This is a genomic window from Stenotrophomonas lacuserhaii (assembly GCF_014836545.1).
Taxonomy (GTDB): Bacteria; Pseudomonadota; Gammaproteobacteria; order Xanthomonadales; family Xanthomonadaceae; genus Stenotrophomonas; species Stenotrophomonas lacuserhaii.
In genome coordinates this window covers 463,268-487,910 of record NZ_JACSQS010000001.1, presented here as the reverse complement: position 1 = coordinate 487,910, position 24,643 = coordinate 463,268, and the positions used below count along the sequence as shown (strand labels likewise).

Annotated in this window: 24 protein-coding genes; 13 read left to right on the top strand and 11 right to left on the bottom strand. The window is 65.3% G+C overall.

All coding sequences use genetic code 11. The features are described from left to right. The first annotated feature begins 74 nt into the window (after positions 1–74). Positions 75–977, top strand: coding sequence for a manganese catalase family protein (locus tag H9654_RS02285; protein ID WP_101100491.1), 903 nt, complete (start codon positions 75–77; stop codon positions 975–977). A gap of 73 nt (positions 978–1,050) precedes the next feature. On the opposite strand, the gene H9654_RS02280 is transcribed toward H9654_RS02285, so the two are convergent. From H9654_RS02280 to H9654_RS02270, 3 genes are read right to left on the bottom strand one after another with little or no spacing between them, the layout of a single operon-like run. Then, positions 1,051–2,226 (bottom strand): zinc-dependent alcohol dehydrogenase, encoded by a 1,176-nt coding sequence (locus tag H9654_RS02280; protein WP_191768682.1) that lies wholly within the window; start codon positions 2,224–2,226, stop codon positions 1,051–1,053. Positions 2,227–2,246: 20 nt separating this feature from the next. Then, a complete protein-coding gene (locus H9654_RS02275) occupies positions 2,247–2,750 on the bottom strand; it encodes an SRPBCC family protein (RefSeq protein WP_191768680.1) in 504 nt (167 codons plus the stop codon). 15 nt (positions 2,751–2,765) lie between these two features. Next, the gene (locus H9654_RS02270; protein WP_191768679.1) at positions 2,766–3,344 is read right to left on the bottom strand and encodes a DUF4142 domain-containing protein; all 579 of its coding nucleotides are present in this window, start codon (positions 3,342–3,344) and stop codon (positions 2,766–2,768) included. 268 nt (positions 3,345–3,612) lie between these two features. On the opposite strand from H9654_RS02270, the gene H9654_RS02265 reads away from it, so the two are divergent. From H9654_RS02265 to H9654_RS02235, 7 genes are all read left to right on the top strand, one after another. Further along, the gene (locus tag H9654_RS02265; RefSeq protein ID WP_101100494.1) at positions 3,613–3,786 is read left to right on the top strand and encodes a DUF3606 domain-containing protein; all 174 of its coding nucleotides are present in this window, start codon (positions 3,613–3,615) and stop codon (positions 3,784–3,786) included. A 120-nt stretch (positions 3,787–3,906) separates the two neighbouring features. After that, positions 3,907–6,423, top strand: coding sequence for a heavy metal translocating P-type ATPase (locus H9654_RS02260; protein ID WP_191768677.1), 2,517 nt, complete (start codon positions 3,907–3,909; stop codon positions 6,421–6,423). Positions 6,424–6,449: 26 nt separating this feature from the next. Then, complete coding sequence (cueR, locus tag H9654_RS02255) at positions 6,450–6,950, top strand: Cu(I)-responsive transcriptional regulator (protein WP_191768675.1); 501 nt, start codon at positions 6,450–6,452, stop codon at positions 6,948–6,950. Between the two features lie 138 nt (positions 6,951–7,088). Further along, a complete protein-coding gene (locus H9654_RS02250) occupies positions 7,089–7,295 on the top strand; it encodes a heavy-metal-associated domain-containing protein (protein ID WP_191768673.1) in 207 nt (68 codons plus the stop codon). 257 nt (positions 7,296–7,552) lie between these two features. Continuing rightward, entirely contained in the window at positions 7,553–8,140 is a 588-nt protein-coding gene (locus H9654_RS02245) for a (2Fe-2S)-binding protein (RefSeq protein ID WP_191768672.1), read from the top strand. Next, entirely contained in the window at positions 8,113–9,180 is a 1,068-nt protein-coding gene (locus H9654_RS02240; protein ID WP_191768914.1) for an FAD binding domain-containing protein, read from the top strand. The genes H9654_RS02245 and H9654_RS02240 overlap by 28 nt, the downstream gene beginning before the upstream one ends. Then, the gene (locus tag H9654_RS02235; protein ID WP_191768670.1) at positions 9,177–11,456 is read left to right on the top strand and encodes a xanthine dehydrogenase family protein molybdopterin-binding subunit; all 2,280 of its coding nucleotides are present in this window, start codon (positions 9,177–9,179) and stop codon (positions 11,454–11,456) included. The genes H9654_RS02240 and H9654_RS02235 overlap by 4 nt, the downstream gene beginning before the upstream one ends. Positions 11,457–11,470: 14 nt before the next feature. Here the strand turns inward: H9654_RS02235 and H9654_RS02230 are convergent, their stop codons facing one another. Next, on the bottom strand, positions 11,471–11,959 hold the full coding sequence (locus H9654_RS02230) for a hypothetical protein (RefSeq protein ID WP_191768668.1): 489 nt from the start codon (positions 11,957–11,959) through the stop codon (positions 11,471–11,473). A 148-nt stretch (positions 11,960–12,107) separates the two neighbouring features. Between H9654_RS02230 and H9654_RS02225 the strand changes: the two genes are divergently transcribed. Further along, entirely contained in the window at positions 12,108–13,805 is a 1,698-nt protein-coding gene (locus H9654_RS02225) for a serine hydrolase (RefSeq protein WP_191768666.1), read from the top strand. A gap of 38 nt (positions 13,806–13,843) precedes the next feature. Here H9654_RS02225 and H9654_RS02220 read toward each other — a convergent pair whose 3' ends face one another. From H9654_RS02220 to H9654_RS02210, 3 genes are all read right to left on the bottom strand, one after another. Continuing rightward, on the bottom strand, positions 13,844–14,845 hold the full coding sequence (locus H9654_RS02220; RefSeq protein ID WP_191768664.1) for an NADP-dependent oxidoreductase: 1,002 nt from the start codon (positions 14,843–14,845) through the stop codon (positions 13,844–13,846). Positions 14,846–14,919: 74 nt separating this feature from the next. Then, positions 14,920–15,705 carry an SDR family NAD(P)-dependent oxidoreductase gene (locus tag H9654_RS02215; RefSeq protein ID WP_191768662.1) on the bottom strand — a complete coding sequence of 262 codons (786 nt, stop codon included), beginning with the start codon at positions 15,703–15,705 and terminating at the stop codon, positions 14,920–14,922. Positions 15,706–15,765: 60 nt separating this feature from the next. Then, positions 15,766–16,863 (bottom strand): alkene reductase, encoded by a 1,098-nt coding sequence (locus H9654_RS02210; protein WP_191768661.1) that lies wholly within the window; start codon positions 16,861–16,863, stop codon positions 15,766–15,768. A 137-nt stretch (positions 16,864–17,000) separates the two neighbouring features. Between H9654_RS02210 and H9654_RS02205 the strand changes: the two genes are divergently transcribed. Continuing rightward, complete coding sequence (locus H9654_RS02205; RefSeq protein ID WP_191768659.1) at positions 17,001–17,582, top strand: TetR/AcrR family transcriptional regulator; 582 nt, start codon at positions 17,001–17,003, stop codon at positions 17,580–17,582. Here H9654_RS02205 and H9654_RS02200 read toward each other — a convergent pair. Then, the gene (locus H9654_RS02200; RefSeq protein WP_191768657.1) at positions 17,562–18,485 is read right to left on the bottom strand and encodes a LysR family transcriptional regulator; all 924 of its coding nucleotides are present in this window, start codon (positions 18,483–18,485) and stop codon (positions 17,562–17,564) included. The two genes, H9654_RS02205 and H9654_RS02200, sit on opposite strands and share 21 nt — an antisense overlap. A gap of 119 nt (positions 18,486–18,604) precedes the next feature. On the opposite strand from H9654_RS02200, the gene H9654_RS02195 reads away from it, so the two are divergent. From H9654_RS02195 to H9654_RS02185, 3 genes are all read left to right on the top strand, one after another. Next, positions 18,605–19,351, top strand: a complete 747-nt coding sequence (locus tag H9654_RS02195; RefSeq protein WP_191768656.1) for an SDR family NAD(P)-dependent oxidoreductase — start codon at positions 18,605–18,607, stop codon at positions 19,349–19,351. 36 nt (positions 19,352–19,387) lie between these two features. Continuing rightward, on the top strand, positions 19,388–20,836 hold the full coding sequence (locus tag H9654_RS02190) for an MFS transporter (protein ID WP_191768653.1): 1,449 nt from the start codon (positions 19,388–19,390) through the stop codon (positions 20,834–20,836). 74 nt (positions 20,837–20,910) lie between these two features. Beyond that, positions 20,911–21,390 (top strand): hypothetical protein, encoded by a 480-nt coding sequence (locus H9654_RS02185; protein ID WP_191768651.1) that lies wholly within the window; start codon positions 20,911–20,913, stop codon positions 21,388–21,390. 153 nt (positions 21,391–21,543) lie between these two features. Here H9654_RS02185 and H9654_RS02180 read toward each other — a convergent pair whose 3' ends face one another. The 3 genes from H9654_RS02180 to H9654_RS02170 form a co-directional block, all read right to left on the bottom strand. Next, positions 21,544–22,965 (bottom strand): MFS transporter, encoded by a 1,422-nt coding sequence (locus tag H9654_RS02180; RefSeq protein ID WP_191768649.1) that lies wholly within the window; start codon positions 22,963–22,965, stop codon positions 21,544–21,546. Positions 22,966–23,057: 92 nt separating this feature from the next. Continuing rightward, positions 23,058–24,050, bottom strand: coding sequence for an aldo/keto reductase (locus H9654_RS02175; protein WP_191768647.1), 993 nt, complete (start codon positions 24,048–24,050; stop codon positions 23,058–23,060). 19 nt (positions 24,051–24,069) lie between these two features. Further along, positions 24,070–24,555 (bottom strand): flavodoxin, encoded by a 486-nt coding sequence (locus H9654_RS02170; RefSeq protein ID WP_317450724.1) that lies wholly within the window; start codon positions 24,553–24,555, stop codon positions 24,070–24,072. Positions 24,556–24,643: the final 88 nt, after the last annotated feature.

The following is a 24,643-nucleotide window of genomic DNA, read 5'->3' as shown; positions in this document are numbered from 1 at the left end:
ATGTCGAGCCATCGGACCCAGCGTGCGCGCACCGCGCAGACGCTGCGGCGCCGTCGCAAACAGAGGAGTTGCTGATGTTTCTTCACCACAAAAAGCTGATGTACACGGTCCGCGTGCGCGAAAGCAATCCAGCGCTTGCCACCCTCATGCTAGAACAGTTCGGCGGGCCACAAGGTGAGCTGGCGGCCGCCATGCGCTATTTCACCCAGGCACTGGGCGAATGCGATCCCGGGCGCAAAGACATGCTGTACGACATCGCCACCGAAGAGATCAGCCACCTGGAGATCATCGGTACGATCATCGCGATGTTGAACAAGGGCCCCAAGGCCGTGCAGTCCGAAGCGATGGCCGAGGTCGAGGACATGCGGCTGCTGAGCCAGAACAGCACCAGCCATACCGAGCAGATCCTCTACGGTGGCGGCCCTGCGCTGGTCAATTCCAGCGGCGTGCCGTGGACTGCCGCCTACGTCGATTCCATTGGCGAGCCGACCGCAGACCTGCGTTCGAACATCGCCGCCGAAGCCCGTGCGAAGCTGGTCTACGAGCGGCTGATCAACGTGACCGACGATCCGGGCATCAAGGATGCACTGCGTTTCCTGATGACCCGCGAAGTGGCCCACCAGAAGTCCTTCGAGAAGGCTCTTTACAGCATCACGCCGAACTTCCCGCCGGGCAAGATGCCGGGCGATCCGGCCTTCACCGATCTGTACATGGATATGTCCCAGGGCGAGGGTGACCAGGTTGGCAGCTGGAACAGCGGGGAATTGTGGGAACGGGTCACTGACCGCGATGCGCAGGCGGCCCTGGACGGCGGCGACGGATCGTTCTCAGTGGGCTTGACGCCGGCCGAGCAGGCGGCAGTGGAGGAAATGACCCTGCGAACGATGTCCAATCCGGAAATCGAGCCTGCGACAGGCGCCGAACTGGGTGCTGGCGTGGGCGCCGGCGCGGTGCTGCGCCGGCCCCGCGAGCCCTGATTGCGGCGGGCGGGACCATCGCTCATTGAAAAGCCCGGCCATGGCCGGGCTTTTTCGCTGCCACTGGTGCGGCTCACGCGCCGGGTACGAACACGGCGCGGACACAGCCTTCCTTCTTGTGCTTGAAGAGGTCATAGCCACCCACCGCATCCTCCAGCGGCATGCGATGGGTGGCCATGAAGCGCGGCAGCAGATCACCCTGCTGGGCGAGCGCGAGCAGCCTGGGCAGGTAGTGCTGGCCATGCTGCTGCGCGGTGCGCACGGTGATGCCCTTGTTCATCAACGTGCCCAGCGGGAACTTGTCCATGACCCCGTAGACGCCGAGCACCGACAGCGTGCCGCCCTTGCGACAGGCCAGGATCGCTTCGCGCAGCGCCTGCCCCCTGTCGGTGTGCAGGTGCAGCGCCTGCTTCACGCGGTCATAGGCGTAGCCGGCGCCCGTGCCATGGGCTTCCATTCCCACCGCATCGATGCAGGCGTCGGGCCCGCGGCCGCCGGTCAGTTCGCGTAGCGCCTCGGGCACGCTGTCCACGGCGCTGTAGTCGAGGGTTTCGCTGCCCACCACGTCCCGCGCCATGGCCAGGCGCTCGGCAAGGCGGTCGATGCCGATCACCCGCTCGGCGCCCAGCAGGCGTGCGCTCAGCTGGGCCATCAGGCCCACCGCGCCGCACCCCCATACCGCCACGACGTCGCCGGGCCGGATGGCACAGAAATCCGCGCCCATGAACCCGGTCGGTCCGGCATCGGACAGGAACAACGCGTCTTCGTCACTGACGTCGTCCGGAATGGCAAAGCAGCCGACGTCGGCATGCGGCACGCGGATGTAGTCGGCGTGCGAACCGGCATAGCCACCGAAGGCGTGCGTGTACCCGTAGATCCCGGCAGTGGGGTAGCCCAGCACGGGCTCCTGCAGGTGACCGTTCGGATTGGTGTTGTCACACAACGAATATTCGTGTCGCCCGCAGTGCCAGCAGCGGCCACAGGAGATGAAGGACGGGATCACCACGCGCTGGCCCGGGCGGATCGCGGTGACCGCCGGGCCGACCTCCATCACTGTTCCCATGAATTCGTGGCCGATGATGTCGCCTTCGCGCATGCCCGGGATGTAGCCATCGATGAAATGCAGGTCCGAACCGCAGGTCGTGCTCAGGCCGACCTTGATGATCGCATCGCCCGGGTTGACCAGGATCGGATCGGGGGTTGTTTCCACCCGCAGGTCGTTGACACCATTCCAGCAGAGGGCACGCATGGGGAATCTCCTGTTCGGCCTCAACGCGCGGCCGGATTGGACTGCAGGGTAGGGACTTCGCCGGTTTCCAGGCCGGCGCGGAGGCGGCGCAGAATCTGCCCGGCCAGGGCTGGGGGGGCGGGATCCAGGAGTCGCGCTGCCAGCCGTTCGACCACGCCGTCCGGCGCGTAACGCACCTGCAGTTCCGCTTCCACGCCATCCCGGTTGACGCAGGGCCTGGCGGTGAGCGAGAGCGACGCCAGCACGCCGGCGTCGCCCTCCACGTCCTGCTGCACCCGCAGCGCGGACTGCCCCACGGTGCGCAGGAATACGATCGGATGCTGGCCCAACGGTGCGCTCACCCGCCAGCGGCTGCCTTCCCTGCTCGACTCGACGAAATCGGCGAAGCCGGCAAACAGGACGGATTGCACGGCCGGGTCGGTCCATGCATCCAGCACGCGCTCGACGCTGGCCTGGAGGGTAATCGCCCGCCTGATCGGTGCTGGGCGGGCAGCTTCGCTGTCATGGGGATCGGGAACGTGCATGGTGGGCTCCGTAGATCAGCGGCCGGTGGCGGGGGTGCCGGCCAGGCGTTCTGCCTGGGCAAGGTGATCGGCCACGTGTCCACGGGTCTTCTGCAGGAATGCCCGCACCTCGGCATCGGCTGCCGCAGGCAGGAGGCTGTCATCCAGCGTCTGCAGCGCCTTGCGGTGGTCCTTCACCATGGCCTGCAGGTAAGCACTGTCGAACGCGGCGCCCTGGTGCTTGGCCAATGCGGCGGCTTCAGCCTTTGCCTCGGCCGTCTTGGCCTGCGCCGGCGCGCTGCTGCGGTCGGGCTTCCACGCTGCCAACATCTTCTCGTTTTCCGTGTGCGAGCGGACCATGGCCTGCGCGTACTGGCGGGCAGGTTCGGTCTGGGCCCGCGACAGAGCAAGTTGCCCGGCGTTGATTTCCGCTTGGTTGATCGCCGAAAGCACGCCCAGGGCCTGCTGCTGGCGCAGTTCGCCAGACGGGGCGTTGGCGGTGGAAGCGGCGCTGCTTGAGGGGGAAGGGGCTGCACTCGTCTGTGCGCTGGCGGCGCTGCTGCCGATCAGGCCCAGGGCGACGACAGTGGCACGCAGGGGAACGATGAAAGACATGGCGCGGATCTCATGGATGAGGAAGCTGGATGCTGCCGCCTGGCCCGGCAACGCCGTGAGATGCAGCTGTGTGCGGATGGAGCGCAGGCGTAGACACACAGGTCACGCGCGCTTGACGGCCGCCCCGAGGGTTCAGCCGGGGTGACGAAACGCGCCGCTTCGTTGCCATCGTCGCGACACCGGAAGCAGGGCACCTTCGCTACCCGCTCGCTAGATTCTCCGGGACTGCAGCCTTCAGGAGACCCCCGTGACCCAGCCACCCAAACCTGTGCAGACCCCGGGCGGCAAACCGAAGGATCCGGACCGGATCAACATCAATGAAGAATGGGAGCTCCGCTTCTGGGCGAAGGAGCTGGGCCTGGACGAAGACCAACTCAAGCGGGCCGTACAGGAAGTCGGTGTGTTGACCACTGAACTGCGTAAATACAAGCCGCCGCACTGAGAGCCGGTGATTCCGGCGTGCCGGGCCAGCCGGGTCGGCACGGCGGCGAGGCGCCGCCTTGACCTTCCCACGGTGGGAATCCCCAAGCTGTCCGCAACTTGGGCTTTCGAGGTGTATCCCATGGCTTCGGCCGTTCTTCCAGACGCTTACGGGCGAGGCGACCCGTCCAACGGGGCGCTGAGCCTCCCGATCAAGGGTATGACCTGTGCGTCCTGCGCCGCACGCGTCGAGCGCGCGCTCAACGCGGCTCCCGGCGTGAGAACAGCAGTGGTCAACCTGGCTACCGAGCGTGCGCAGGTCACGTTCAGCGGCGTGCCCGACCCGCAGGCAGTGGCTGATGCGGTGGTCAAGGCAGGCTATGCGCTGGCGGAAGAAAACAGCGCGCTGACGATCCACGGCATGACCTGCGCCTCCTGCGTGGGGCGGGTGGAGAAAGCCCTGCGACAGCTGCCCGGCGTGGTCCAGGCCGATGTGAACCTGGCCACCGAACGCGTCCAGGTGCGCCACCTTGCCGGGGTGGTCAGCCTCGGCCAGCTCGCCGGTGCCATCGAAAAAGCGGGCTATCGTGCGCATCCGGTGATGGATGCGCATGCCGGGGCGGAAGACCAGCAGGCCGCGCGCCGCGAGACCGAAGCGGCTGGCCTGCGTCGTTCACTGTGGCTTGCCGCGGTCCTCGGTCTGCCGGTCTTCGTGCTTGAGATGGGCTCGCACCTGGTGCCATCCGTGCATCACTGGGTAATGCATACGCTCGGCCAGCAGACCAGCTGGTACCTGCAGTTCGCATTGGCCACGCTGGTCCTGCTCGGGCCGGGGCTGCGCTTCTTCCGCGCGGGCGTGCCGGCGCTGCTGCGCGGCGGGCCGGACATGAACTCGCTGGTGTCGCTCGGTACCTCTGCAGCCTATGCCTACTCGGTGGTCGCAACGTTCGCCCCCCAGGTGCTTCCCCCTGGCACCGCGAACGTCTACTTCGAAGCTGCCGTGGTGATCGTTGCACTGATCCTGCTGGGCCGCACGCTGGAGGCGCGCGCCAAGGGACGCACTTCGCAGGCGATCAAGCGACTGGTCGGACTGCAGCCGCGGACCGCGCGGGTAGAGCGCGACGGCGCCAGCGTGGAGATACCGCTGGGCCAGGTGGTGGCCGGCGACGTGGTGTCGGTCCGCCCCGGTGAAAAGGTGCCGGTGGACGGGGAGGTCGTCGAAGGCGCTTCCTGGGTGGATGAAAGCATGATCACCGGGGAGCCGGCGCCCGTATCCAAGGGCGTGGGTGCCCGCGTAGTGGGTGGCACCCTGAACCGGACCGGCGCGTTCCGCTTCCGCGTCACCCGGGTGGGCGCGGACACGGTGCTGGCGCAGATCATCCGCCTGGTCGAGCAGGCGCAGGGCTCCAAGCTGCCGATCCAGGCACTGGTGGACAAGGTGACGCTGTGGTTCGTGCCGGCGGTGATGGCTGCGGCGGCGCTGACTTTCGTGGCGTGGCTGGTGTTCGGGCCTTCGCCAGCGCTGACCTTCGCACTGGTCAACGCGGTGGCCGTACTGATCATCGCCTGCCCATGTGCGATGGGGCTGGCCACGCCGACGTCGATCATGGTGGGTACCGGCCGCGCAGCCGAACTCGGCGTGCTGTTCCGGAAAGGCGAGGCACTGCAGGCCCTGCGCGATGTCAGCGTGGTGGCACTGGACAAGACCGGAACGCTGACCAAGGGCCACCCTGAACTGACCGATCTGGTGCCGGCCGCAGGCTTCGATCATGACCGCGTGCTGGCGCTGGTCGCGGCCGTGGAGTCCCGCTCGGAGCATCCGGTCGCCGAGGCCATCGTGGCCGCTGCCACCCGTCACGGGCTTGCCGTCGGGGCGGCCGAAGGCTTCGATGCGACCCCGGGCTTCGGGGTCACCGCCACCGTTGACGGTCAGCAGGTGGCCGTCGGAGCGGACCGTTTCATGGCCCGGCTGGGCTTGGATGCCAGCGTGTTCCTGCCGGTTGCGCAGCGGCTGGGCGCGGAGGGCAAGAGTCCTCTGTATGCCGCGATCGACGGTCGCCTGGCGGCGATCATCGCGGTAGCCGACCCGATCCGGGACACCACGCCGGAGGCGATCAAGGCGCTGCATGCGCTCGGGCTGCGCGTCGCGATGATCACCGGTGACAACGCCGCCACCGCAGCGGCGATCGCTCGCCAGCTTGGCATCGACGACGTGGCGGCCGAGGTGCTGCCCGATGGCAAGGTCGCCGCGCTGAAGCGGTTCCGCGCAGACGGCGCACGGGTCGCCTTCGTGGGTGATGGCATCAACGATGCGCCGGCCCTGGCTGAAGCAGACGTCGGCCTGGCAATCGGCACGGGGACCGATGTGGCGATAGAGGCCGCCGACGTGGTGCTGATGGCCGGTGACCTGCGCGGGGTGGTCAACGCCATCGCACTGAGCCGGTCCACGCTGCGCAACATCAAACAGAACCTGTTCTGGGCCTTCGCCTACAACGCCGTGCTGATCCCGGTAGCGGCCGGCGTCCTGTATCCCTTCAACGGCACGTTGATGTCACCGGTTTTCGCCGCTGCGGCAATGGCCGTTTCAAGCATCTTCGTGTTGGTGAACGCGCTGCGGCTCAAGCGCTTCCGCGCACCGCTCGCGCGTGCTCCATACTGACCGCACAGCGTGCAGGGGAAACCAGCGTGAACATTGGACAAGCAGCGAAGGCCTCCGGCGTTTCGGCCAAGATGATCCGTTACTACGAAGGCATCGGCCTGATCCCGCCCGCTGCCCGGTCGGAGGCCGGCTATCGCTGCTACACCCAGCAGGACGCCCACACCCTCCGCTTCATCCGCCGCTCGCGCGACCTTGGCTTCACGGTGGAACAGATCGCCGAGCTGCTGCTGCTGTGGCGTGACGGCGAACGTGCCAGCGCGGACGTGAAGCGGGTCGCTTTGGCGCACGTTGCCGAACTGGAAGACAGGATCAGCGGACTGCAGGCCATGGCGCGCACGCTGCGTGATCTTGCCAGCAGCTGCCACGGCAACGATCGCCCCGACTGCCCGATCATCGAAGAGCTCGCAGAGCCCGTCGGTGCCGGGAAAGTCAGCGCCACGGCGGCATCCCCGCGCAGGACGCCGCGCTTCGGCACGGATACGCCGGCTTCGCCGCGTGCGCGCAGGAGCCTGCAGCGCAAAGGTTGAACCGGAGTGCCCTCGGCAGCATCTGCGACCACATGAACGCAAGCCAAGGACGATGCGATTTCTTCAAAGAAGCAGGTTGACCTTGCCACGTTGGCAACGCCGAAAGTAGTCGGCGTACCAACCCACCAGGAGATGACCATGCTTCAGTTCCACATTCCCCGGATGACATGCGGTTCCTGCGCCAAGCCGGTGAGGGCCGCCCTGCTGGGTGCCGATCCTTCGGCCGGGATCCAGATCGACATGGCAGCGCGGACGGTGAGCGTGGACACGGTGCGGGAGCCCGCCGTGTTCCTCGCCGCACTTGCCGAAGCGGGATACCCGCACCTTTCCCGGCCTGCCGGCTGATCCTCGTTCAAGGAGACGTGCCCATGTGCACCCGACAACTGCTCACCCTCGGCGTTGCCGTCGTATTTCCAACAGCGGCAGGCCGTTCCCCGGCCTCCGCTGCGGGAAGCAAGGGAACCGTGGCGCTTCCGGGCGCTTCAGAGAAGGGAACCGCCGAGCTCGTCCGACACGACTTCGCACGCAGCACATGCAACGTGCACCCGAAATAGACGAGCCGAGGCGCAGGGTGGTTGGCAGACGCCCTAGCCGGACCTGCCATGAGCGATTTCCCCACATCCGGGGTGGCTACCCCACCGCCGCCCGCCACGCACGCTTCCCCCTTGTATCCGCTGCGCCTGACGATCAATGGCGAGGCGTATACGCTGGAGGTCGAATCCACGGTCAGCCTGCTGGACCTGCTGCGTGACCGCCTGCAGCTGACCGGCACCAAGAAGGGCTGCGACCACGGCCAGTGCGGCGCGTGCACGGTGCTGGTCGACGGCCGCCGCATCAATAGCTGCCTGACCCTGGCGGTCATGCAGCAGGGCGCCGACATCACCACAGTCGAGGGCCTGGCGAACGGGGATGCCCTGCATCCCCTGCAACAGGCCTTCATCGCCAAGGATGCCCTGCAATGCGGCTACTGCACGCCCGGCCAGCTGTGTTCGGCGCAAGGATTGATCAATGAGGGCCAGGCCTGCACCCGTGACCAGGTGCGCGAACTGATGAGTGGCAACATCTGTCGCTGCGGCGCTTACCCGCAGATCACCGATGCGGTGATGACGGTGCTTGAGGAAGCCCAAGGCCCGCCGGATGCCCCCGAGCCATCCCCTGCGCACTGGACACCCGGCACGGTGCCCGCATGATTCCCCCCACCTACGAACGCGCCGCGTCGCTGCAGCAGGCCTTGCAGCAGCTTGCCAGCACCCCCGGGCGCCCCATCCAGCCCATCGCCGGCGGCACCAACCTGCTCGATCTGATGAAGCTGCAGGTGATGCAGCCCAGCGGGTTGTTGGATGTGAACGCGCTGCCGCTGGACGCCATCACCGCCACCGAAGAGGGCGGTCTGCAGCTCGGCGCCACCGCCCGCAATGCTGACACGGCGTACCACCCGCTGGTGGAACGCGAGTATCCCCTGCTTGCGGCGGCCATTCTGGCGGCGGCCTCGCCGCAGATCCGCAACATGGCCAGCAACGGCGGCAACCTGCTGCAGCGCACGCGTTGCACCTATTTCTATGACCGTGCGACGCCCTGCAACAAGCGCGAACCGGGTAGTGGCTGTTCGGCCGTGGGCGGGCTGACCAAGTACCACGCGATCCTCGGCGCCAGCGAGCACTGCATCGCCACGCATCCCTCCGATATGTGCGTCGCGCTGGCAGCGCTCGATGCCACAGTGCATGTCACCAGCGTGCGCGGCACCCGCGCAATTCCCTTCGGCGCGTTCCACCGCCTGCCTGGCGACCAGCCTGAACAGGACAGCACACTGGCGGCAGACGAGCTGATCACCCATCTGACGCTCCCGCCAGGCGGGCGTTTTGCCGCGCACAGTGCCTACCTGAAGATCCGCGAGCGCCTGTCCTACGCGTTCGCGCTGGTGTCGGTCGCCGCCGCGCTGGAAATCGGGCCCGACGGACGCATCACCGATGCGCGGCTGGCCTTGGGCAGCGTGGCGCACAAGCCATGGCGCAGCACCGACGCCGAACGGCTGTTGATTGGCGCGATGCCGGGCGATACAGCCTTCGAATCAGCGGCCGATCGGCTGCTGGAAGGGGCGCAGTCGCAGGGGCAGAACGCCTTCAAGATCCCGCTGGCACGACGCGCGGTGGTGCGCGCCCTGCAGGCAGCCACCGAGGGCACCATCGACAATCGTGGCCGACGCCGCGGCCAACCGGAGCATGCCGCATGAGTCCCTATCCCAAGCAACCGCAGGTTCCCGTAGCCGAGCCGGGAACCGGCCATGTGCCGACCGGGACCGGAACGCCGCGCATCGATGGCCGGGCCAAAGTGACCGGCCAGGCACGCTACGCGGCGGAGTGGCCGGCCGAGGATCTGGTCCATGGCGTGGTGGTCAACAGCAGCATCGCAAAGGGGCGCATCGTCGGCTTCGACCTGGACGCCGCGCTGGCGGTACCGGGCGTACTGCAGGTGCTGACCCACCTCAACCGTCCGCACATGCGCGGTGCCGGCATCTTCTACAAGGACATGACGGCCCCGGCAGGATCACCCTTCCGGCCGTTGTACGACGCACAGATACGCTACAGCGGCCAGCCGGTTGCGCTGGTGCTGGCCGAGACCTTCGAGGCGGCGCGTCACGCGGCCGGGCTGGTGGGCGTGCGGTATGAGGTCGAGGCGCACGAAACCAACCTGGTCACCTCCGTTGAACGAGCGCGTGAGCCGCGCAAGATGAAGGCCGGATTCTCCGCGCCGCCGAAGGACAAGGGCGAGCCGGACCAGGCGTTCGCACAGGCCACGCACCGCATATCGGCCGATTTCTACAGCGGCGTGGAGCACCATAATCCGATGGAGCTGTTCGCCAGCACGGTGATCCGCGGTGACGACGGCCACCTGACCATCCATGACAAGACCCAGGGCTCGCAGAACAGCCGCTGGTATGTCTCGCATGTGTTCGGCCTGCCCAAGCGCAAGGTCACCGTGCGCAATGCCTACGTGGGCGGTGCGTTCGGCTCCGGGCTTCGCCCGCAGTACCAGCTTCCGCTGGCGGTGATGGGCGCGTTGGCGCTGGAGCGCTCGGTGCGCGTTGTCCTCACGCGCCAGCAGATGTTCACCTTCGGCCACCGACCGGAGACCGTGCAGCGGGTAAAGCTTGCCGCCGATGCCGACGGCACCCTGCGTTCGATCTGGCACGAGGCCGTGGCCGAGACATCGCGCATCGAGGACTACGTGGAAGTGGTGGTCAACTGGAGCGGCCAGCTGTACGCCTGCGACAACGTGCATGTGGGCTACAAGTTGGTAGACCAGGACCAGTACACGCCGATCGACATGCGCGCCCCCGGCGCGGCGCATGGCATGCATGCGCTGGAAGTGGCGATCGACGAGCTGGCCAATGAGATCGGCATGGACCCGCTGGCACTGCGGCTGAAGAACTACGCCGAAACCAATCCTGCCGACGGCAAACCGTTCTCCACCAAGGCCCTGCGCGAGTGCTACCGCCGCGGTGCCGAGCGCTTCGGCTGGGCCGATCGCGCGCCCTTACCGCGCGCGCGCCGCGAAGGCAACGAATGGGTGGGTTGGGGCATGGCGACCGGCCAGTGGGACGCGATGCAGATGTTCGCGCGCGCCCATGCCGAGCTACATGCCGATGGCCGGCTGGTGGTCAGCAGTGCGGCCACCGATATCGGCACCGGCACCTATACGGTGATGAGCATGATCGCCGCCGAAGCACTGGGCCTGCCGCTGGAACAGGTCACCTTCCAGTTGGGTGACTCCACGCTGCCGGTGGCCCCGATCGAGGGCGGCTCATCGCATGTCAGCACGGTGGGCTCGGCAGTGGATGGGGCCTGTGCCAAGCTGCGCCGGCAGCTGCTCGCGCTTGCTGCTGGAAGGAAGGACTCGGCGTTCAGCCGTGCCGGCGTGGATGACGTGGTATTCGCCAACGGCAGCATGGCACTGCGGGCTGACCCGGGCAGCGCCGTTGCCCTCACCACGCTGCTGGCCGACGCCGGCAAAGCCAGCATCGAAGCGAAGTACCTGCTGCTGCCCAATGTGTTGAAGCAGCGCCGCTATACCCGCGCCACGCACAGCGCCGTGTTCGTGGAGGTACGGGTGGACGAGGAACTCGGCACGGTGCGGGTGATGCGCGTGGTCAGTGCGATCGCCGCGGGTCGCATCCTCAATCCGACTACCGCACGCAGCCAGATCATCGGCGGGGTGGTGTGGGGCATCGGCGCGGCGCTGCACGAACATACCGAATCCGACCATCGGTTTGGGCGTTTCATGAACCGCGATCTGGCCCAGTACCACGTCTCGGTCAACGCCGATATCCATGACGTGGACGTGCTGTTCGTGGAGGAAGACGACCGGGTGGTCAGCAGTATCGGGGCGAAGGGAGTAGGGGAGATCGGCCTGGTGGGCGTGTCGGCGGCGATCTGCAACGCCATCCATCACGCCACGGGCAAGCGCATCCGCAGTACGCCGATCACGCCGGACAAGGTGATGATGTAGTCCCGGCGGGCGCGCTACTCCTTGGCCCCCTGTGAGTAGCTCACCGTGCCATCCTGCTCGATGAAGCGGAGCTCAGGATGCCCCTGGTAGGTGGTCAACATGGCGACCGATCCGTTCTGGTGGATGACGAACAAGGACGCACCGGCCTTTTCATTGGCCACCACCTTGAAGACTTCACCGCCGTCGCCTGCACCATCCAGCGTCAGCACCGCCTCATCGCCGGTGTCGACCGTCAGGTAACCGCCGCGCTCATTGCCGTCTGGACCGTTGAGAAGGATGCCGGCCGCGGGCGCGACGCGTTCTTCGCGTTTTCCAAGGACCATGGGCCCGTTCACCGGCGCGCCTATCTCCACGCGGGCGACTCCGGAGGCGTCCCTGACGATCAGGCCACGGGCTTCCAGGACGCGGGACGGGTCATTTGCGTGGCCCGCTTCATGCAGGGCGTAAAGCGATATCGTCACCGCCGTCAACGAAATGGCGATGTTGAGCAAGAGTCCTTTCATGATGTTCTCCGTGGGTTCAAAACGTTAGCGCTGAATGATCGGTGATAAGGGCTACTTCAGGCAAACCGGCCGGTTCCGCAGGTACGGGCATTGACTGCGCTTGCGTCTGGTCCAATAGTCAACTCGGCCGGGACGCAATGGAGAGCGCATGACCGTAGCGACAAGCATGATCACGTTCCAACGCATGGGTTTGGCGGCCGCGCTGCTTGTGCTGGCGTCAACCACCGTTGCCAAGCCGCCTGCCGAAGCCGCGTTTGATGCCTGGCTGGTGGCGTTCAACAGCAACGACAAGGCCAAGCTTCAGGCGTTCAACGCGCATCACTTCGCCGACGCGGATCTCAACCTGGACTACCTGCTCGACAGCCGCGAAGAAACCGGCGGCCTGGACGTGGTGACGGTTGAGCGGAATGAGCCGGGAATCTTCGTGGCGATGACACGCGAGCGCAGTTTCCCGGCATACCGGCGGGTCACGATCACGGCTGGAGCGGCTGGCGACACGAAACTCGCTGAGATCAAGCAGGAACCGCAGCCCCTGCCGGAGGACGAGGCGCTGAAGGCGCTGGATTCATTCGCCACGCAGCTTGCGAGGGCCGACCGTTTTTCTGGCGCGCTCGTCATCGAACGCAATGGCAAGCGTCTGTACGGCAAGGCATTCGGACCGGCAGATCGCGAGAACCAGGTGCCGGTGCATCTGGACACCCCCTTCTTGTTCGCCTCCCAAGGCAAGATGTTCACCGCGGTTGCGGTGTTGCAGATGATCGACGCCGGCACGCTGCAGTTCGACGATCCCGTCGGGAAGTACCTGCCGGACTATCCGAACAAGGAGATGGCGAAGGTCACCATCCGGCAACTGCTCACCCATCAGGGTGGCACCGGCGATATCGGCGTACTCCAGCCGGAGGAGGGCGTCAATCGCGCCTGGGCCCGCACCATCGACGACCTCATAAAGCTCAACGGTGATCGCGGCCCGTCGTTTGCACCCGGATCAGCCTTCGATTACTCGAACTACGGCTTCCTGCTCCTCGGCGCGCTGGTGGAAAAGGTAAGCGGACAGAGCTACTACGCCTATCTGGATGAGCACATCTTCCATCCCGCCGGCATGGCGGCGACCCACTATCCAGACAGGGAACACATGTCGGGAATCGCACGCGGCTACACCCGGGACGACGACGGGAAGCTGGTGCCCAGTGCCAGCCAGCTACCGTGGCGAGGATCGCCAGCCGGGGGCGGAGTTTCGACCGTCGAAGATCAGTTGCGATTCGTCGGCGCGCTCAAGGCAGGCACCTTGATCCCGTTGCCGCTGTTGCAGGAGGCGATCAAGCAGCAGACCGATTGGTATGGCTACGGCTTCATCTCTTCCGGCCCGGAAGAGTTCCCGCATTGGGGACACGGCGGGGGCGCGGCTGGGACCAGCGCGGCGCTTTCGGTCTATCCCACCAATGACATGACCATGGCCTGCCTGAGCAACCGCGATCCCCCCATCTGCGATCGACTGCTCATCAACCTGCATTGGCATCTGTCTCCGCCAGCGCCTGCGCCATCTCCGTGCGGCGCAACAGACGCTCGGATTCTGGCAACCGAAGCCCTCATCGTTCACCGGGAGCCTTTCGTGATTCCACGCGGGCCGATGGGCGAAGAGCCTGTGGCTGGATCCTGTACCCGAACTCGCTTCAAGATCGATCGGTCCGGGGTTCCGGTGGACCTGGCCATCGACGAGAGTTCGGGAGATAGAGTGCTTGACGTTGCAGCAAGGGAAACGCTGCGTCGCTATCGATTCAAGGTTATGCGTGGCCGGGACGATTCAGTTCATTACCTTGTATTCCATTCTGTGGGTCGGACCTTCTAACCCGTTGCCATGTCCTTGCCTACCGAACGCATTGCGCGCTACAGCACCTCCACCACCACCTTGCCCTTGGCCCGCCCGCTCTCCACGTGGGCCAGCGCGCTGCGGGTTTCCTGGAAGGGGAAGACCCGTTCGATGACCGGACGGATGGCACCGGACTCCACCAGTGAAGTGATCTCGCTCAGCTGATGCCCGTCGGCGCGCATGAACAGAAACGTGTACGTCACTCGCTTCCGTTTGGCCTTGCTGCGGATGCCACGGCTGACCAAGCGCAGCACCTGCTTCAGCGGCCATGCAAGTCCGCGCGCCGCAGCAAATGCCGGCGTGGGTGGCCCGGAGATGGAGATCAAATGCCCGCCCGGCTTGAGGATCTGCAGCGAGCGGTTCAGTTCATCCTTGCCCAAGCTGTTGAGCACCACATCGTAGTCACGCAGTTCCGTGACGACGTCCTGCCGCCTGTAATCGATCACGACATCCGCGCCAAGCTCCTTCACCCAGCCCACGTTGGCGGTACTGGTGCTGGTGGCAACGAAGGCGCCCAGATGCTTGGCCAGCTGGATCGCCACGGTACCGACACCGCCGGAGCCGGCCTGGATGAAGACCTTCTGACCGGGTTTGAGCTGCGCGGTTTCGACCAGCGCCTGCCAGGCGGTCAGCGCGACCAATGGCAGCGAGGCGGCCTCCACCATGGTGAGGTTGCTGGGCTTGAGGGCAACAGAGGCTGCGTTGACCGCGATGAACTCGGCGAAGGTGCCGATGCGATCATCATCGGGACGCGCGTACACCTCATCGCCCGGTTTGAAGTCCTGCACTGCGGCACCGACACTGACCACCGTGCCGGCCATATCGTTGCCGAGTATCAGCGGCAGGCGAAAGGGCAGGATCAGCTTGAACTCCCCTGTGCGGATCTTGGTGTCCAGCGCATTGACGCTGGCCGCGTGCACGCGGATGAGAACATCGTCATCCCGAAGCGAAGGCCGGGGTACGTCGCCGATGCGGCCGGTCTCCTTTTTGCCATAACGGTCGATCAGGAAGGCTTTCATGAGCGGTGTGTCTCTGGTTGAGGGGGCCGTCGGGTTGCGGACCGGGGAGGGTGGGTGCCGGTGCGGTCAGGGCTTCACTGGGCGGGGCGATAACGTTCCGCCGCCTGTGCCTGCCGGATGTCCGAGAGCAGTCCCTGGCGGGAGGCGTCCAGCGTGTCCCAGCGTTCGGCAACATGCAGCGGCGGAATGGTTACGGTCTCGCGACGATCGAAGCCGACCAGGGCCGCATCGACCAGCTCGCCGACATCCATCACGTCCGTCAGCGTGTTGATGTCGATGCCGGCGCGCTCCCAGATTTCGGTACGCGTGGTCGCAGGCAACACAGCCTGCACATAGACGCCCTTGGGCGTCAGCTCCACGCTCAGTCCCTGCGACAGGAACAGCACGAAGGCTTTGGACGCACCGTAGACGGACATGCCGAACTCCGGCGCCAGCCCAACCACCGAGCCGATGTTGATGATCGCGCCTTCGCCGGCGTTGGCCAGGCGCGGTGCAACTGCCGCGGCCAAGCGGGTCAGGGCGATGGTGTTCAACGTGAGCAGCTGTTCGATGCTGTCGGCCGATTGCTCGGTGAAGCCGCCGGATTGGGCGATGCCCGCGTTGTTGACCAGGATGCCGATGCGGGCATCGTCGCGCAGGCGGCTTTCAACGATGGCCAGGTCGCTGCGCTGGGTGAGGTCGGCCGGCAGTACGTCGATGGCAACGCCGGTGGCGTGGCGCAGGCGCTCGGCCAGTGCATCCAGCCGCCCCTTGTCGCGCGCGACCAGGACCAGATCGTGGCCGCGGCGGGCAAAACGTTCGGCGTAGACGGTGCCGATCCCGCTGGAGGCGCCGGTGATGAGGACAGTGGGCAGGCTCATGGTGTGTCTCTTGAAAGGGAATGTGGCAGCGGGGACGCCGCGATGGCGATTGAGACGGGGTTACTGCGCGGGCGTGTCGGCCAGGGCGGGGTAGTCGGTGTAGCCTTCCGCGCCGCCGCCATACAACGTGGCCGGGTCCAGGGCGTTCAAGGGCGCGCCGGTCTTCAGGCGTTCGACGAGATCCGGATTGCTGATGAAGGCACGGCCAAAGGCGAACAGGTCGGCCTTGCCAGCGGCGAGATGCGCGTTGGCCAGCTCCAGGTCGTAGCCGTTGTTGGCCAGGTAAGTTCCGGTGAAACGGCGGCGCAGGCCGTCGAAATCGAACGCGGCCACGTCGCGTGGCCCGCCCGTCGCGCCTTCGACCACATGCAGGTAGACGATGCCCAGCGCGCTGAGCTGGTCGACGATGTAGTCGTACTGCGGCTGCGGGTCGCTGAGGGTTGCGATGGCGTTGGCCGGGGAGACCGGTGAGATGCGCACGCCGGTGCGATCGGCACCGATCTCCTCCGCGATGGCGGCGGTGACTTCAAGCAGCAGGCGCGCATGGTTCTCGATCGAACCGCCGTACGCATCGGTGCGCTGGTTGACGCCGTCCTTGATGAACTGTTCAAGCAGATAGCCGTTGGCACCGTGGATTTCCACACCGTCGAACCCGGCCGCAATCGCATTGGCAGCCGCGCGGCGGAAGTCGTCGACGATGGCCGGCAGCTCGTCGATCTCCAGTGCACGCGGTTCGGACACATCGACAAAGGCGTTGTGGACGAAGGTCTTGGTCTGCGCCCGGATGGCCGAGGCGGACACAGGCGCGGCGTTGCCCGGCTGCAGGTCCACGTGCGAGATACGGCCTACGTGCCATAGCTGCACGAAGATGCGTCCGCCGCTTGCGTGCACGGCATCGGTGACCTTGCGCCAGCCCTCTATCTGGTCCTGCGTGTAAAGCCCGGGTGTGTCCTGGTAGCCCTGCGCTTGGGCCGAGATCTGCGTGGCCTCGGTGATGATCAGGCCGGCCGAGGCGCGCTGGGCGTAGTAGGTGGGAGCCAGCGGACTGGGCACCAGGCCGGCCCCGGCGCGGTTGCGCGTCAGCGGTGCCATCACGATGCGGTTGGCCAGCGTGACGCGGCCAAGGGGGTAGGGCTGGAAGAGCGTCGTGGCTGTCATGGCGAGGAGGACTCGGAAGCGGGGATGGCGCAATGATGATGAGCGTAATCTTAGATGTCAACGGTTTGATGATGCGCATCATCTATGCGTGGTAAACTGCGCTTCCAGCAGGGCAGAGCACCAAGAGGCAAGCCGTCATGAAGGTCACCAAGGCACAAGCGCAGGCCAACCGGGCACACATCGTCGAAACCGCTTCCGCGCTTTTCCGGGAACGGGGCTTCGACGGCGTGGGCGTGGCGGACCTGATGGCCGCTGCGGGCTTTACCCACGGCGGCTTCTACAAACACTTCGGGTCCAAAGCGGACTTGATGGCCGAATCTGCCAGCTGCGGCTTCGCCAACTCGGCCGAGTCGCTCGGCGAGACGGACGGGGCGGCGTTCCTTGGCTATTACCTGTCGCGGGAGCATCGCGACAATCCAGGCCAGGGCTGCACGATGGCGGCGCTCTGCAGTGATGCGGCGCGGCAGCCAACGTCGGTCAAGCAAGCCTTCGCGGCGGGTATCGAAGCGCAGCTGGCCGTATCCCGTTACCCGGCAGGTCAGGCCGACAGTCCCACACCCGAACAGTCACGTGCGCGGCGTATCGCGTTGATGGCCCAGGCCGTCGGCGCGACGGTGTTGTCCCGGTCCTGCCCGGACGACTCACCGCTGGCGGACGAGATCCTGGATGTGTGCCGGGCGGATGTGCTGGCGCGGCTGTCAGGTTTGCCCAACGTCTGACGCGTGCCCGGCCCTCGCGCTTAGTTTTCTCTGGCCATCGGGAGGATTTGCGGGTTCACGTAGCGTTCGTTCAGTGATCTCCAGCAGTGCGCGCAGCCGATCCATGTGGCGAAGGTCCTGGTGGTAACCAACCCAGATGTCCCTACCGGGGGGCTGCCCGAGCAGATCGATGCGGCGAAGACCTTCCATGCCTTCCGCCAATGGTCTTGGCAACACAGCAACGCCGTGGCCTCGAAGGCAAATCTGAGCCTGAACGCTACGGCTGGTGCTGGTCAGCGAGCGCTTGGAGTGTGGGAACCGGTCCAGCAGCCACGTGACATCAGGGAAGTGGGCCTGGGCTGAATTCATGAGAATCAAACGCACCGACTGCGGGTCATCGATCACCGCCTGCACCGCTGCTGCCGATCCGTACAGGCCGTACGGCATGGTCATCAGTCGGCGTTGGACAATGTCTGGCTCACTGAATGGCACGATGCGAAAGGCAACGTCGGCCTCGCGACGGGAGAGATCAAGAAGGCGGTAGCTCGCGATTACCTCGGGCACGACGGCAGGGTGGAGCCGCCCGAGTTCCATGAAAACGGGCGCCAGGACGTAGGCGGCGAACCAATCGGCCGCGGCTATCCGCAGGATGCCTTCCAGGCGCCCATGGTTGCCAGCCAGGCGCCGCTCCATGGACAGCGCCGATTCCTCCATGGATTCCGCAAGTGAGAGCACCGCGTCTCCGGTATCGGTGAGCACCAGGCCGTCTTTCGTTCTACGAAAGAGGGGCTGCTCGGCCTCGTCCTCGAGCGCCTTTATCCGACGGCCCACCGTCGGATGGCTCACGCCCAAGGTTCGAGCTGCCTCGCCCAGCGATCTTCCGCGGACGACCGCAAGAAATATGCGGATATCACTCCAGTCCACGCTACGGCCACCCGTTCAAGAATGTACGCGGAATATGCAGGAATGGCAGTCCCCAAACAACCCTGTCAGGGGCAACATGCCGCCCTGCATTGACGTTGCTGCCATCGGAGTTGGACGACATGAGTAAGCTGAACGGTAAAGTGGCGCTGGTAACGGGCGCATCCAAAGGAATCGGCGCGGGCATAGCGCGCCGCTTGGCAGCCGAAGGCGCCGAGGTGGTTGTGAACTATGCGACGAGCGATAGCGAGGCAAAGGACGTGGTCGCTGGAATTGAAGGGGAGGGTGGTCGCGCGATTGCGGTGCGTGCCGACGTCCGCAACAAGCCGGAAGTGGATAGCCTGATCAAGTCGGCCATCGATCATTTCGGTCGGCTGGACATCGTGGTCAACAACGCTGGCATCTACCAGTTCGCAAAGATCGAGGCCACCACCGAGGCACTGTATCGCCAGCAGTTTGATCTGAACGTGCTTGGCCCGCTTCTGGTCACCGGCGCCGCCGCCCCGTTCCTCGCCGAAGGCAGCAGCATCATCAATATCAGTTCCTTCGTGACGCGGATATTGCCGGCCGAGAGCTCGATCTACAGCGGTACCAAGGGAGCCATCGACGCCATCACAGGCGTGCTGTCGCGCGAGCTGGGGCCACGTGGAATCCGCGTCAACTCAGTAAACCCAGGGCTGATCGAGACGGACGGTACGCACGCCAATGGCGTGATGGGGTCTGACTTTCAGGTGTGGAACGAGCAGCAGACACCACTGGGACGGATTGGGCAGGTAACAGAGATCGCCTCGATCGTCTCGTTTCTCGCGTCTTCTGATGCGGCCTGGGTGACCGGCGAACGCATCATTGGCGCCGGCGGAATGCGCTGACCCGAAGACCGAGCGAAACTTACCAGGACCAGCTCCATGCCCATTGATTCCAATCCGGGTGCGACCGACGCACGCCGCTGGCCTGCCTTGGCCGTTCTCCTGACCGGCACGCTTCTGCCGCCATTGGACTTTTTCATTGTCAACGTAACATTGCCCTCGATCAGGACGGATCTGCACGCGTCAGCAGATGTGGCGCAGCTCGTGGTATCTGTTTACGCGATGGCGTACGCCGTCACCCTTATCCTTGGCGGTCGCCTGGGTGACATCCATGGGCGTCGGCGCGCATTTGTTGCAGGCATGCTCGGATTCGGGCTGGCATCGACGATCTGTGGGCTCGCAGGCTCGGCCGGTGTGCTGGTCTTGGGCAGGCTGCTGCAAGGCATCTCTGCGGCCGTGATGGCACCGCAGGCACTGGCGTCCATTCATGCGATGTTTCCGGCAAGCGAGAAGAGTCGTGCGCTCAGTCTGTACGGGGCAACATTCGGGCTGGCCGCTGTCGGCGGCCAGCTTCTTGGAGGTGTGCTGGTCTCGGCAGACCTCTGGGGCATGGGGTGGCGCAGCGTCTTCCTCATCAACATTCCCGTCATTGTTCTTGCCGTACCTGCCGCATTGATGTTGGTGCGCGAGACCAAGGAAGAACATGCAGGGGGAATGGATTTTCCAGGGGCGGTGTTGCTGGCGCTCGGCGTTCTCGCGGTTGTGGTGCCCCTCATTGAAGGACGCGAGCATGGATGGCCCTGGTGGAGTCTGGGATTGCTGGGCCTGAGTCCATCACTCCTCGTCATCTTCTGGCGCTACGAAAAGCATCGGGAACGCTGGGCCAGGACGCCCCTGGTGCCGCCCTCGGTCATGTCGGCAGCCAATGGGCTGTATCTCGGCCTGGCGGCCGCGGTCCTTTTCTACGCCTTGGCGGCGTTCTTCCTGACCTTCGCGGTGTATCAGCAAGCGGGTCTACACCGCGATGCCTTGGCTGCGGGGCTCGCGATCCTTCCGGTCGGGGTGGGACAGCTGCTGGGGCCGCCGTTGGGCCTGCGGCTCTCGCGATGGTTGGGGTCGAACGCGGCTGCGTTCGGTATGGGGCTGGAGGTGGCGGGCCTGGTATTGACAGCCGGCGCGGCTGTGATCGGCAAGCCTTCCCTTATTCCTTTGCCCCTGGTGCTTATCGGTGTCGGCCAGGGTATCGCCGTACCCGCGCTGGTGCGGCTGAACATCGATCTGGTGGAGCCCCGCTGGGCGGGCCTCGCGGCCGGCATGCTCAGCGCGGCAATGCAACTTGGCGCCGCACTGTCAGTCGCTTTGGTCGGCGGGGCCTTCTTCACACTGGCGCCCGATGGAGCGGCTGCCGATCGCGTGGAATCAAGCTTTGCGGTCGCATGCCTCCTGATCAGCATCGCTATGACGGCGGCTGCAGTTCTCAGCAGGAGGCTGGCTGGCAGCAAGCTGGACCTGAAGAACGTCGACGCCAGCAAGGCGGCGGCCAAGTGACCCGAGTCCCTCCGGACTGTTTCTCTGCCTCTCCGGCATTAGTCAGATATCGCTTGATCAGAATGGAATGAACGATGAACATCTCTCCAATCGGATGGCTCCACACGCTGGGCAGTCTTCCCGCGATTCCGCTTGCGGTCTACATGCTTGTCAAGCACGGACGAATCGTCCCTGGGACCTCACCTGGGCGTGCCTATTTCTGGTTCATGCTGCTGGGCGTACTTACGGTGTATCCGATCGCGCATCAACCGGTAAGCACCATCATCGCGAGCGTCACCCTCATCCTGCTTCTGTTCGGATATGGCATCGCGCTGGGGCGACCGGCGAAGCGTTTGTGGACATACCTCCAATGCGTCGCGCTCACCATTACGGTGTTTCTCCTGATGGTGCCAACAGTAAGCGAGACGATGCGAAGGCTTCCTGCCGAAGCCCCGCTGGCAACCGGCTTGAAGGATCCGCTCCTGCTGGGCGTCCAAGGCACGCTCCTGCTGGCGCTGATTGTCGGCATCCCATTTCAGCTACGAGCGCTGGTCAAGCGGGGAGGGCGTCACTGAAGAGAAACGCTTCGATGTTGATCGGAGAGGTCAGGCGCCCGCATCAAAAGATGCTATGGCGACGGCGATGCTGGCGTGGGCTGGCGATCAGGGATCGTTATCGAAGGTACTGGCTGCCGGCACGCGTGCTTCATGGTGCACTGGCAGCTTCGCTTACTCCACGCCAGGCTCGGCCCCACCGGTCGGTCGTAAGTTGGAAGCGAACAGGATCATCGCCACCGCAGCAGCCAGCCCGAGCAGCACCGTTCCACCCTGTAGGGCGGCCGAGACCCCGCGAGCGGCAGCGGCCGCACCCGAGCCGCCGGCTTGTGCGGCCGTTGCCAGCGCTGCCATTGCCCCCAGTCCTGCCGAGCTGCCCAGCTGATGGGCAACGTTGACCACGCCCGAGGCGGCACCGGCGTCCTGCCGCGTGGTTCCCACAACGCCAGCGGCGGTGAGGGGCCCGAAGCACAGACCTTGACCGGCGCCGATCAATACCATCGGAAGTGCGACATCCAGCAGATAGGTTGCGCTGGCATCTACCTGCGACAGCCAGGCCATGCCGGCCACGATCAGCATCAGCCCCGTCAACGTCTGCGCAGTAGGGCCGGCTTTGGGCAGGAGCTTGGAGCCGTAGAGCGCAGAAACGAAATTGACCAGTGTCATTGGTAGAAAGCCCAAGCCCGCTTCAAGCGCTGAAAATCCCAGAACCGACTGCATGAACTGCGTTGAATAGAAAAAGAAGGTCACCATGCCGCCGAGCAGCAGAAACCTCGCGAGATAGGCGGCCGAGCGGGCCTGGTGGCGAAACAGGTGCAGTGGCATGATCGGCTGTGGCGCACGGGATTCGTGGGTTATGAACAGCACGATCAAGGCAAGCCCGATGACGACGGCAATACGGGAAGGAAGGTCCTGCCAGCCGACGTCGCCGAGGTTGACGATGCCCCAGATCAAAGCGCCGAAGCCGGCCGTGGACAGTACCGCACCGAGCAGGTCGAAGTCGCCTGCATGTCGTTCGGATTCTTCGATGTAACGCGCGCCGGCGAGTGCAAGCACGATTCCTACCGGTACATTGATGAAGAAGCCGACGCGCCAGCTCCAGAGGTCCGCGAGCAACCCCCCCATCACCAACCCGATGCTGGCGCCGATACCGGCCACTGCACCGTACAGCGACGTTGCCCTGCGCCGTTGCGGTCCCTCAGGGAAGTGGATGGCCAGCAGCGCAAGCGAGGAGGGCGCAAGGATGGCCGCCCCGACCCCTTGTACGGCTCGCGCCGCCACCATCCAGTTGGCGCTGGGCGCGAGGCCTACCGCGAGCGATGCGATCGTAAAGACAGCCAGCCCGGTTTGAAACATGCGTCGGCGTCCGAGGATGTCTCCCGCCCGGGCCCCCAGCAACAGGAAGCCGCCGAAGAACAGCGTATATACGCTTTGCACCCAGGCCAACTGTGCCTGCGAGAACTGCAGTTCCTCCTGGATACGCGGCAATCCGGTGATCACGATCGACACGTCCAGGATAATAAGCAGATAGCTGGTCAGGATGATGCCCAGTACCGCAGTCTGGTGGGCGAGTAAGGAAGTGGGGGAGGTGTTCATGGATTCCTGCACGGCAAAGCGCACGCTGATGGAGACGGCACCCCGATAACGGGGCGCCGTTTCATCGCGCGGGGAGGGAACTGCTGGACCGGCTAGCGGCCGGTCATCTTCATCGCGGCTTCGGGCAGTCGCTCGCCGCTGATGCGGATGTTGGCGAGCTGGTCAGCTATCCGCTGCAGGTCCGCCTGGTCCAGCGTCAGGTCCAGCGCGCCCAGGTTCTCGTCCAAGCGATGCAGTTTCGTGGTGCCGGGAATCGGCGCGATCCAGGGTTTCTGTGCGAGCAGCCACGCAAGGGCGACCTGGGCCGGCGTCGCGCCCTTGTCCGCCGCCAGCGCCTTGACCACCTCCACCAGCACCATGTTGTCTCGCCGGGCTTCGGCAGAAAAACGTGGAACCGCATTACGGAAATCACCGGGGTCGAACTGCGTCTCCTCGTTGATCTTCCCGGTCAAGAATCCAGCACCTAAGGGGCTGAACGGTACGAATCCGATGCCAAGTTCCTCAAGCGTGGGCAGCAACGACAGCAGTGGCTCCCGCCAGAACAGCGAGAATTCGCTCTGCACCGCGGTCAACGGCTGTACCGCATGGGCGCGGCGGATGGTCTGCACACCTGCCTCGGACAGCCCGAAGTGCTTGACCTTGCCGGCCTGGATTAGGTCCTTGACGGCGCCGGCGACGTCCTCGATCGGCACCGCCGGATCCACCCGATGCTGGTAGAAAAGATCGATGCGGTCAGTGCGCAGTCGCTTCAGGCTCGCCTCGGCGACCGCCTTGATCTGCTCGGGCCGACTGTTGGTACCGCCGTTGCGGGCCCGCGTAACCGGATCCAGATCGAAACCGAATTTGGTGGCGATGACCACCTGGTCGCGTACCGGCTGCAGCGCCTCGCCGACCAGTTCTTCGTTGACGTAGGGCCCATACACTTCGGCGGTATCGAAGTGAGTGACGCCGCGTTCCACGGCACTGCGGATCAGCGCGATCATCTCGTGCTTGTCTGCGGCGGGGCCATAATTCGCGCTCATGCCCATACAGCCGAGGCCGAGGGCCGATACCTGCAGGCCCTGGCCGAGTGTGCGGATTTTCATGGTTCGCTCCAAGTAGTGTTCATGCTGATTTCTGCAACCAGCGGTTGACGGTTTCCATGGTCCTGCGCTCCTGGTCGGCCTCCATCGTGAAGGGGTCCCGGATGCGGGCGCCGGGTGCATGCTCGGCCAGCACGCGCAGGCTGCTGCCGACGCCGAAGCCGCCATGGGTGATGAACGGTATGAGCGTCTTTCCACGCAGGTCGTGCCGCGACAAAAGCGAACGGATGATCGGCGGCGCGGTCTCGCCCCAGATGGGGAAGCCGAGGTACACCGTGTCGTAGTCGGTGATGCCGGGAATCAGGGCCTGCAGGGCGGGCTCTGCGCCCTCGTCGCGTTCGCGGCGCGCCTGTGCGACCGTCTCCAGGTAATCATCCGGGTAAGCAGCGGCAGGCTGGATCTCGAACAGGTCACTGGGCTGGCTGCGATGGATCAGGCCGGCGATGACGCGGGTGTTGCCCGATCGCGAGAAATACGCAACCAGCGTGCGCGCGCCGCTGCGGGGCACGGGGGCTGCAGCGGCGGGGGAGTCGGACGTCGCGGCTGTGCAGCCCAGGGGAAGCGCTGCCATGGCAGCGATGACCGTTCTGCGGCCG

Coding starts and splice junctions, on each gene's coding strand:
- H9654_RS02230 (WP_191768668.1), bottom strand. CDS start 11,959: ATGAAAGGACTCTTGCTCAACATCGCCATTTCGTTGACGGCGGTGACG.
- H9654_RS02205 (WP_191768659.1), top strand. CDS start 17,001: ATGAAGGTCACCAAGGCACAAGCGCAGGCCAACCGGGCACACATCGTC.
- H9654_RS02275 (WP_191768680.1), bottom strand. CDS start 2,750: ATGCACGTTCCCGATCCCCATGACAGCGAAGCTGCCCGCCCAGCACCG.
- H9654_RS02185 (WP_191768651.1), top strand. CDS start 20,911: ATGAACATCTCTCCAATCGGATGGCTCCACACGCTGGGCAGTCTTCCC.
- H9654_RS02260 (WP_191768677.1), top strand. CDS start 3,907: ATGGCTTCGGCCGTTCTTCCAGACGCTTACGGGCGAGGCGACCCGTCC.
- H9654_RS02220 (WP_191768664.1), bottom strand. CDS start 14,845: ATGAAAGCCTTCCTGATCGACCGTTATGGCAAAAAGGAGACCGGCCGC.
- H9654_RS02215 (WP_191768662.1), bottom strand. CDS start 15,705: ATGAGCCTGCCCACTGTCCTCATCACCGGCGCCTCCAGCGGGATCGGC.
- H9654_RS02250 (WP_191768673.1), top strand. CDS start 7,089: ATGCTTCAGTTCCACATTCCCCGGATGACATGCGGTTCCTGCGCCAAG.
- H9654_RS02280 (WP_191768682.1), bottom strand. CDS start 2,226: ATGCGTGCCCTCTGCTGGAATGGTGTCAACGACCTGCGGGTGGAAACA.
- H9654_RS02225 (WP_191768666.1), top strand. CDS start 12,108: ATGACCGTAGCGACAAGCATGATCACGTTCCAACGCATGGGTTTGGCG.
- H9654_RS02270 (WP_191768679.1), bottom strand. CDS start 3,344: ATGTCTTTCATCGTTCCCCTGCGTGCCACTGTCGTCGCCCTGGGCCTG.
- H9654_RS02190 (WP_191768653.1), top strand. CDS start 19,388: ATGCCCATTGATTCCAATCCGGGTGCGACCGACGCACGCCGCTGGCCT.
- H9654_RS02195 (WP_191768656.1), top strand. CDS start 18,605: ATGAGTAAGCTGAACGGTAAAGTGGCGCTGGTAACGGGCGCATCCAAA.
- H9654_RS02285 (WP_101100491.1), top strand. CDS start 75: ATGTTTCTTCACCACAAAAAGCTGATGTACACGGTCCGCGTGCGCGAA.
- H9654_RS02235 (WP_191768670.1), top strand. CDS start 9,177: ATGAGTCCCTATCCCAAGCAACCGCAGGTTCCCGTAGCCGAGCCGGGA.
- H9654_RS02175 (WP_191768647.1), bottom strand. CDS start 24,050: ATGAAAATCCGCACACTCGGCCAGGGCCTGCAGGTATCGGCCCTCGGC.
- H9654_RS02210 (WP_191768661.1), bottom strand. CDS start 16,863: ATGACAGCCACGACGCTCTTCCAGCCCTACCCCCTTGGCCGCGTCACG.
- H9654_RS02245 (WP_191768672.1), top strand. CDS start 7,553: ATGAGCGATTTCCCCACATCCGGGGTGGCTACCCCACCGCCGCCCGCC.
- H9654_RS02180 (WP_191768649.1), bottom strand. CDS start 22,965: ATGAACACCTCCCCCACTTCCTTACTCGCCCACCAGACTGCGGTACTG.